At 66.4% G+C, this 7,468-nt stretch carries 6 protein-coding genes; 2 read left to right on the forward strand and 4 right to left on the reverse strand.

Annotated elements, in window-relative coordinates; translation table 11 throughout:
* Nucleotides 1-13: 13 nt before the first annotated feature.
* Nucleotides 14-472: a helix-turn-helix domain-containing protein gene (locus AB0J29_RS31975; protein WP_364794253.1), complete on the reverse strand. Its 459-nt coding sequence runs from the start codon at nucleotides 470-472 to the stop codon at nucleotides 14-16.
* An 83-nt stretch (nucleotides 473-555) separates the two neighbouring features.
* On the opposite strand from AB0J29_RS31975, the gene AB0J29_RS31980 reads away from it, so the two are divergent.
* Nucleotides 556-1,773, forward strand: a complete 1,218-nt coding sequence (locus AB0J29_RS31980; protein WP_364794254.1) for an MFS transporter — start codon at nucleotides 556-558, stop codon at nucleotides 1,771-1,773.
* Between the two features lie 138 nt (nucleotides 1,774-1,911).
* Here the strand turns inward: AB0J29_RS31980 and AB0J29_RS31985 are convergent, their stop codons facing one another.
* The 3 genes from AB0J29_RS31985 to AB0J29_RS31995 all read right to left on the reverse strand — a co-directional run bounded on the left by AB0J29_RS31985 (nucleotide 1,912) and on the right by AB0J29_RS31995 (nucleotide 6,651).
* Nucleotides 1,912-4,071, reverse strand: coding sequence for an arabinofuranosyltransferase (locus AB0J29_RS31985; RefSeq protein WP_364794262.1), 2,160 nt, complete (start codon nucleotides 4,069-4,071; stop codon nucleotides 1,912-1,914).
* Between the two features lie 367 nt (nucleotides 4,072-4,438).
* A complete protein-coding gene (locus AB0J29_RS31990; protein WP_364794255.1) occupies nucleotides 4,439-5,200 on the reverse strand; it encodes a decaprenylphospho-beta-D-erythro-pentofuranosid-2-ulose 2-reductase in 762 nt (253 codons plus the stop codon).
* Nucleotides 5,197-6,651, reverse strand: a complete 1,455-nt coding sequence (locus AB0J29_RS31995; RefSeq protein WP_364794256.1) for an FAD-binding oxidoreductase — start codon at nucleotides 6,649-6,651, stop codon at nucleotides 5,197-5,199. Before AB0J29_RS31995 ends, AB0J29_RS31990 begins: the two co-directional genes overlap by 4 nt.
* Before the next feature lie 242 nt (nucleotides 6,652-6,893).
* Here AB0J29_RS31995 and AB0J29_RS32000 point away from each other — a divergent pair, with 242 nt between their 5' ends.
* Nucleotides 6,894-7,328, forward strand: a complete 435-nt coding sequence (locus AB0J29_RS32000) for a GtrA family protein (RefSeq protein WP_364794263.1) — start codon at nucleotides 6,894-6,896, stop codon at nucleotides 7,326-7,328.
* The last annotated feature ends 140 nt before the right edge of the window (nucleotides 7,329-7,468 follow it).

A 7,468-nucleotide genomic window follows, 5' to 3' on the forward strand; every position in this document is an offset into this window, starting at 1 on the left:
ATCCAGCGTATTTCTATCGGGTCTTCTGCACGTGGGTGGTGTCGGTGTCGAGGAGGGTGCCGTCGGCGCCGGTCGGCACGATTTCCGGGACCGGGGTGCCGTGCTGGTCGACAAGGGTGGAGTGGGTCTCGTTGGGGGCGAAGGCGTGGCGTTCGCCCCACTGTCGCAGCGTGACGATGATCGGGAAGAGGTCGCGGCCAGCGTCGGTGAGCACGTACTCCTGGCGGCGGCCCGATGGTGCGGTGCGCTGAGCGAGGAGCCCATGAGCGGTGAGCTTGCGCAGACGGTCGGAGAGGATGTTGCGGGCGATGCTGGTGCGTCGCTGGAACTCCGTGAACGACCGTGCCCCGTCCATCGCGTCGCGGATGACGAGAAGGCTCCATTTGTCGCCGACCAGGTCGAGCGTGCGAGCGGCGGGGCAGTCGGAGTCGGTCCAGCCAGAGTTCGGGGCGCGCATGGTAGTGCGCGACATGACACCTCCCGATGAGTTGCGGATTGAAACCATTATGCCGTAGAAATTGGTTGCAATCTGCTACTGATTGGAGTGTGGGTGCGATGAACATGTGGCAGCGGTTGCTGCTCGCCGTGGTGTGTGGTGTCGCGGTAGCGAGTATTTATGCCGCGCAGCCGATTCTGGGGTCGATGGGACGCGATCTCGGGGTGTCGGCAGATCTCACCGGGTGGATCGTCGCGACCGCCCAGTTCGGCTATCTGGCAGGGCTGGTGCTGCTGGTGCCACTCGGTGATGTGGTGGTCGACCGGCGCCGACTCATCGCCGTGCACCTGGCGCTCACCGCAGTGGGCATGATCCTGACGGCCTCGGCGCCAGCCGCATGGCTGGCGTTCGCGGGGCTCGCCGCGGCCGGGCTGTTCGCGGTCGTGGTGCAGACCACTGTGGCCTACGCCGCGTCAATTTCACTGCCCGCCGAACGCGGACGGAACATCGGTGTCGTGACATCGGGCGTTGTGGTCGGCATCCTGGGCGCGCGGGTCGTCACCGGCCTGCTCGCTGAGATGTGGGGCTGGCGGGGCGTCTATGCCGTGCTCGCGGTGCTGTCACTCGGGCTCGCGGCACTCGTGCTCGTCGCACTGCCGTCGGAGGAATGCCCCAACCCGCCCGCGGAGTACCGGCGGGCCGTCGTCTCGCTCGGCGGACTGTTCGGGCAGCGCCTATTTCTAACGCGCGGGCTCATCGCGTTCTTCTTGTTCGCTTCGTTCGGAACCCTGTGGAACGGATATTCCCTGCCGCTGGCGGGCGCGCCGTGGCATCTGAGCGAGAGCCAGATCGGACTGTTCGGCCTCGCCGGCCTCGCCGGCGCACTCGGCGCGGGACGCGCGGGACGGTGGGCGGATGCCGGACGGGCGGCCCTGGTCACCGGTCTCGCGCTCACCCTGCTCATCCTCTCGTGGGCAGCGACCGCGCAGCTGTCGTGGTCACTGTGGCTGCTCATCATCGGAATCGTGGTTCTCGACTTCGCGGTTCAAGCGGTGCATGTGAGCAACCAGCACTTGCTCACCGCCGCGCATCCCGATCGCGTCAGCAGCGTCATCGGCAGCTACATGGTCTTCTACTCGCTCGGCTCCGCTCTCGGCGCAGCCGCAACCACCGCCATCTTCACCACCCACGGCTGGGCGGGCTCCAGTCTCCTCGGGGCCGGATTCGCGGCCTGCGCGCTGGTCGTCTGGGCGACCGACCGGCGACTTCCCCGCGATAGCGCGAACCTCCGATCCGCGAAAGTAGGCATGCGCCAGGGGCAAGAGGCATCGGGCTGACCAAGCCGGACAATGGCCCCAGATCACAGCATGCTGTCGGCGAGTCTGGTCCGCCCACATAGCAATCCGGGTTTGTGACGGGTTCCCTCCGGACTCATCGGATGGAGCCGCCGCACTACTCCCACCTGTGCCGGAGCTTCACCGATTGACCACGACCAATGTGAAGGGGCCGATATTGGTCGTGGTGAAGTGCGGGTCCGTGAAGAGCTCCTTGGGGAAGCTCACGGTGTAGCGCTTCACATTGGGGTCGTTCGGGTAGACATCCTTGGCCAGGCGCAGGGTGTAGGCATCGCCGCTGCTGCGGAAGAGGAAGGCGTCCGGTGCGCGCCACGGGCTCTTGTCGAGTGCGTCCACCAGGGCGGCGGAGGAGTCCAGCTTGCTCCACGACTCGATGGTGGCGGCGCGGCCCGCGAAATCGGCCAAGAGGTTCGCATAGTGCGAGGTGAGCGCCTGGAAGCCGTAGTACGGGTAGAAGGAAAGGAAGCTGGTGTCGGCGGTGAGGACCACCGAATCCGAGCGTGGACGGCCGGTCTGCGCCAGGAGTGCCGCATCGATGTCGCGGTAGTGCGACGCCGCACCCGGTGCGCGCTTATCGGCGCGTTCGCCGTTGCCGTCGGTATCGGTATAGGCGGTGGTGATCTCCGGCTTCAGCAGCTGCGGAATGTCCTGGGTGAACGCGAGCGCGCCGACGATGGCGACCACCACAACAACGAATTTGAACTGTTTCTGCTGGTTGAATGCCTGGTAGACCGCCTTTGCGCCCTCCACGAAGCCGAATGCCCCGGCCGCCGCCAGCAGCACTTCGAGCACGGGCGTCAACCGGAACGAGAGCAGGGTGTTACCCGCTGCGGTCATCGTCATCGACAGCAGACACCACAGATAGATCGCCACCACGCCGATCCCGAGCGCCTGCGCCCGCCGCGACGACGCCGCCCGCACCACCAACCACGCCGTCCCGATCAGGAAGAACGCCCCGGACAGCGAGAACTCCGCCATCGGAAACGGTAATTGCGCCCCGCCCTCGGGCAGATAGTGGAATGCCGTCCCCGAACTCGGCATCGTGCCACCGAGCAGCTTCAACACGAACGGCAGCCACACGATCAGCGCGACCAGACCCGCGATCGCCCCCATGACAACCAGCCGAACCAGCGGCGGCAGCACCGCCCGCCACACCGAACCCGCCCCGCCACGCTGCGCGCGCACCGCGAGCCCCGCCGAAACCAACCCCATCAGCCCGACCGCGAACGCCGCTACCCCGAAATACAAGGTGTAGAACGACGCAGCCATGCCGAGGAACAGCCCGGCGCCGATCACCGCGCCCCAGCCCCCAGCGGTTCCGGTACCGCTGGCCGCTGCTCCTTCGTTCCCCGCTGCGGCTTTGTCACCCGCTGCGCCTTCGCGGCCAGAGGCGACCGCAGCGGCATCCGAGGTCGCGGCACCGACTGCCACACCACTGTCCGCTGTACCGTCGCTTCCTGAGGTTGTGGCACCTCCTGAGGCGGCAGTGCCAGCTGAGTTTGCGGCGTCACCAGCGGCTGCGGACCCTCCCGACGCTCCAGCGCCACCAGATACCGCAGCACCAACGGCGGTGCCCGACCGCTCGAGCGGCCGGTACAGCGCCCCCCACGCAAGGATCAACGCGGGCGGCAGCAGCAGCACGATGACCGCGCTGTAAGCCTCCGGCGAGGCATAGGCCACCGTCGCCGCGGTCGTCGCCGCACTGACCCCGATCGCCCAGTCGGCGCGAATCAGCTTGGACCACAAGACGAGTGCGATCACCGCGACCACCGCGAGCGACCCGATGGCATACGGCTTGAACGCCTCCCAGCCGTCCATCCCGAGCACATTCGCGACCCGACCGCCGATCCAGAACCATCCGGCCGGATAGAACGGCGGCAGGTCGGCGTAGGTCATATCGTGCAGCGCCGCGCTATCGGTCAGCCGCGTCAGATATTCGGTGCGGAACTCCTGGTCCACCGAGACGCCGAACAGGTACAGCTTGGTCGCCGCCAGCGGCATCCCCAACGTCACCGTGACGAACGTCGAAATCCCGAGCCACGACAGCACTTTCGCCACCCACTGCCACCGCCGCGCCCGCACCAGCCAGATCGCCATCGCCAACAGCACCGCGGCACCGACCTGCCCGACAGTGGTCAATGATCTGGTGACATTGGACGAGTTGAATGCCGGCCACTGCACCATCGAAAACGCCACAAGCCCAATGGCCGCCACGATCGCGGCCACCACGGCGGCCAGCAGCGCCTCGCCCACCCCGGAGCCGATATGCCGGATCAACAGCGCCCCCCGGCGGCGCTCCGGTGCGGAGTGCTCGGCGCGTTCTGCCGTGACTGTGCTCAACGGAGTGCTCCTTCGACAATGCGACGGCTCGAGGTCGGCTCCGAACTTGCCACGCCGCCCGGCTGCTCGCACGGGCAGGGTGCCGAATGCCGCATCGACCGGTCCCGGCGAACCGCGACGGTGGTATCCACCGAAATGACGACGATGGTATCCATCAAAATGACACCGTGGCGTGCCCCGATATCGGACTTGTTGCCGCGTCGGCATCGAACCCGCCGGGCAGCCACGGAATCCCGTGTCGCGGATAGAGACGAGCCGCACCTGTCCCACGCAAACGCGTGCGCGGGACAGGTGCGGCTCGGCGAGATCAGATCGGCAGCTTGCGGAAGATCGGGCGCGGGATGTGGCGCAGGATCATCATCACGAAGCGGAAGGTGCCGGGCGCCCACACGAGGTCCTTGCCCCGCTGGGACGCCGAAACCGCCAGTGCCGCAATATCTTCCTTATTGACGGTGAGCGGAGCCTCTTTGACGTGCGCGGAGAACCTGGTCCGCACCATGCCCGGCCGGATCACCAGTACGCGCGGGCCGTGCGGGCGCAGCGCCTCGCCGAGTCCGAGGTAGAAGCCGTCCAGCCCGGCCTTGGTGGAGCCGTAGACGAAGTTCGAGCGGCGCACCCGCTCACCGGCCACCGAGGACATGGCGATGATCCGCCCGAAGCCCTGCTTTTTCATCTTCGCCCCGACCAGCACACCGACCGAAACCGCCGCGGTGTAGTTGACCCCGGCGACCTGCACGGCCTTGCGCTGGTTCTGCCACAGCTGTTCCGGATCGCCGTCCAGGGCGAACGCGACGATGGCGACATCCACATCGCCGCCGTCCCAGGCCGCGTCGATGACCTTCGGATGGCTCTCGGTATCGAGTGCGTCGAAGTCGATGACATCGACCTGAGTCGCACCGGCCGCCTTCATCTCGGCGACGGCGTCCTCGCGCAGCGGATCACCGGGCAGTGCGGCCAGGATGATGCGCGCCGGACTCTTGCGCAGGTACTCGGCGCAGATCGCCAAGCCGATCTCCGAGGTACCGCCAAGCAGCAGGATGGTCTGCGGGTTGCCTACGGCATTAATCACTGGAGCTCCAGCCTTCTCGCCATATCGGACATGAAAACGCCTGTGGGATCGACACTTCGGCGGATCTTGATCCACTCGTCGATCCGCGGGTACATCTGATGGAAGGTCTCCGCGGTGGTGCGCGAATCCTTCGCGGTGTAGAGCCGCCCGCCGAACTCCATGACGCGGCGGTCGAGATCGCTGACGAGCTCGTTGAGGCCGGGCCGGATCGGGAAGTCGCAGCAGATGTTCCAGCCCGGCATCGGGAAGCTCAGCGGAGCTGGGTTGCCCGGACCGAACAGCTTGAAAACATTCAGCGCCGAGATGTGCCCGGATGCCTGGATGTCGATGATGATCTTCTTGAATTCCTCGACCGCTTCGGTCGGCACCACGAACTGGTACTGCAGGAAACCGGCCGGACCGTAGGCGCGGTTCCACTCCGCGATCATGTCCAGCGGGTGGTAGAACTGCGTCAGGTTCTGGATCTTGCCGGTGTAGGTGCCGCCCATGGCGTAGTACGCCTCGCCGACCGCGCCCAGGCTGAGCCGGTTCGCGGTAAAGCTCGGGAAGATGTTCGGCACCGTCATCAGTTGCGGTGCATCGAATTTCAGCGGATTCTTCTGCTTCTTCTTCGGCAGTTCTTCCACCTTGGCCAGCCGCCCGCGAGTGATGCAGGCGCGGCCCAGCTTCGGCGGCGCGTTCATGACATCGAACCACGCGCTGGAATAGGTGTAGTTGGCCTCGGACCCGTCGCTGTGCGCGGCGATGGTCTCGTCGAGCGTCGTGGTCTTCACGCCGTCATTGAGGAAGTACGCCGTCTCGGTGGGCGCCATCTCGATGGTCGCGCGCAGGATGATGCCGGTGAGTCCGTTGCCGCCGACGGTGGCCCAGAACAGCTTGGCATTGCGCTTGGGCGTGACGTGCTGCACCTGCCCGTCGGCGGTGAGCAGATCGATCGAGCGCACATGGTTGCCGAAGCTGCCCTCGCTGTGATGGTTCTTGCCGTGGATATCGGAGGCGATGGCGCCGCCGATCGTCACCTGACGGGTGCCGGGCAGCACCGGAACCCACAGCCCGAACGGCAGCGCCGCCTTCATGAGCTGGTCCAGGCTGACGCCGCCGTCCACATCGACGATCCGGGTGTCCCGGTCGATCCGGTGGATATTGTTCAGCGCGGTCATATCGACGACGAGGCCACCCGCGTTCTGCGCGTGATCGCCATAGGAGCGGCCGAGCCCGCGCGCGATGATGCCGCGACGCAGGTGGGCCGGCTTGGAGTCATTGTCCTCGGCGACCATGGCGACGGCCTTGGCGATCAGTTCGGGATCGTTGGTCGAGAGCACTTCGGAGGATGTTGGCGCGGTGCGACCCCACCCGGTCAATGTCTTGGTCCGCGTCGGCAGCGCGAAGGTGCCGTCGGCGACATTGCCGGAGTAACCGGTTGTGGTGGCGGTCGGAGCTTTCGTGGACATCGGCATAGAGGCTACATGCATGAGCCGATATCCGGTCGGGGTCGCCGTACTGCCCAGTATGTATGGTCCGACATCGGTTCCGTCGCCCCGGACAAACGGGCAATCGACGCTCGGTCCGCGTGTCCGATGTCACCGGCGTTACGCTCGTCGGCGTGCAAGCCGAACCCCACCTGCCGCTCCCGGCCGAACAGCCGCTGGTCGCCGAGCCGGCCGGCGTGACCGACGGGCCCGAAGGCGGCAGCCTGCGTGACCACGAAGGGACCCGGGAGCGCAGAATCGAATCCAGCACTGATGTCGACCTCAAGACCCAGATCATCCGCTTCACACTGACCGGCGGCCTGTCGGCCATCGTCGACTACGGGATCTACAGCTTCCTGCTGAACCTCATCGGCCTGCCGGTCGCCGTCGCCAAATCGATCAGCTTCATCGCGGGCACCACCACCGCCTACCTGATCAACCGGCGCTGGACCTTCCAGGCTCCGCCGAGCCGGGCCCGGTTCACCGCGGTGGTGATCCTCTACGCCGTCACTTTCGCCGTCCAGGTCGGCATCAACCAGGTGCTCTACGCCACCCTGCCCGGCGATTGGTGGCGCCAGCCGCTGGCCTTCGTCATTGCCCAGGGCACCGCCACGGTCATCAACTTCGTCGTCCAACGCGCGGTCATCTTCAAGCTGTGAGCTGTATTTTTGGCCGCGCGGGCGCGGCGTGTTCGCGGCCCCCTGCTGTCTCGCGTCCGAGTCGTCGAGACTCGCGACTTCGTCGCATGCGCTTCGACGTCCGGCGGACTTCACACCTGTTTGCACCAGCGAATTCATCA

The organism is Nocardia sp. NPDC049707 (assembly GCF_040674855.1).
In the GTDB taxonomy this organism is placed as follows: Bacteria; Actinomycetota; Actinomycetes; order Mycobacteriales; family Mycobacteriaceae; genus Nocardia.